We start from the raw sequence: 558 nt of genomic DNA on the forward strand, positions 1-558 counted from the left end.
GCCGGGCCGTACGGTGACGATCGTGTCCGAGGACGGGGTGCGGCTCCCCGACGGGCGGGTCGGTGAAATCGTCGTCAGCGGGGTGTCGATCGCGAGCGGATACCTCGGCGACACCGGCTCCGCCTCCGGGACCAGCCTCGGCGAGGAGGGGCTGCGCACCGGAGACGCGGGGTTTCTGCGCGACGGGCAGCTGTTTGTGATCGGCCGGCTGGGCGACGGGCTCAAGGTCAGCGGGAAGATGGTGTTCGCGGAGAGCCTGGAGACCCTGCTGCATCAGCGCGGTGTCCCCGAGCGCCGGGTCGCCGTCCTCCTCGGGGTCCGCGACGCCACGCCCAGCGGGGTGGTCGTGTTCGCGGGGGTACGGCCGGAGTGGCGGCGGATCGCGCATGAGGTGTTGTCCGAATGGCTCGGCGACGCCGAGTTGCTGTCCGTCGAGGTGCCCCAGGGCGGAATCGCGGTCACCTCCAGCGGAAAGCCCCGGCGCCGCGTCATCTGGCAGGCGGTGTGCTCCGGTACGTACGCGGCGGCCACTCAGCCGCTGACCGCGGACTGACCCGG

The 558-nt window shown here is 72.4% G+C and carries 1 pseudogene; it reads left to right on the plus strand.

The annotated features are described in order from the left end of the window. Positions 1-553 (plus strand): annotated as a pseudogene (locus CCN51_RS50135) (AMP-binding protein); the annotation flags it as partial. Between the last annotated feature and the right edge of the window lie 5 nt (positions 554-558).

The organism is Streptomyces milbemycinicus, assembly GCF_002154605.1.
GTDB lineage: Bacteria > Actinomycetota > Actinomycetes > Streptomycetales > Streptomycetaceae > Streptomyces > Streptomyces milbemycinicus.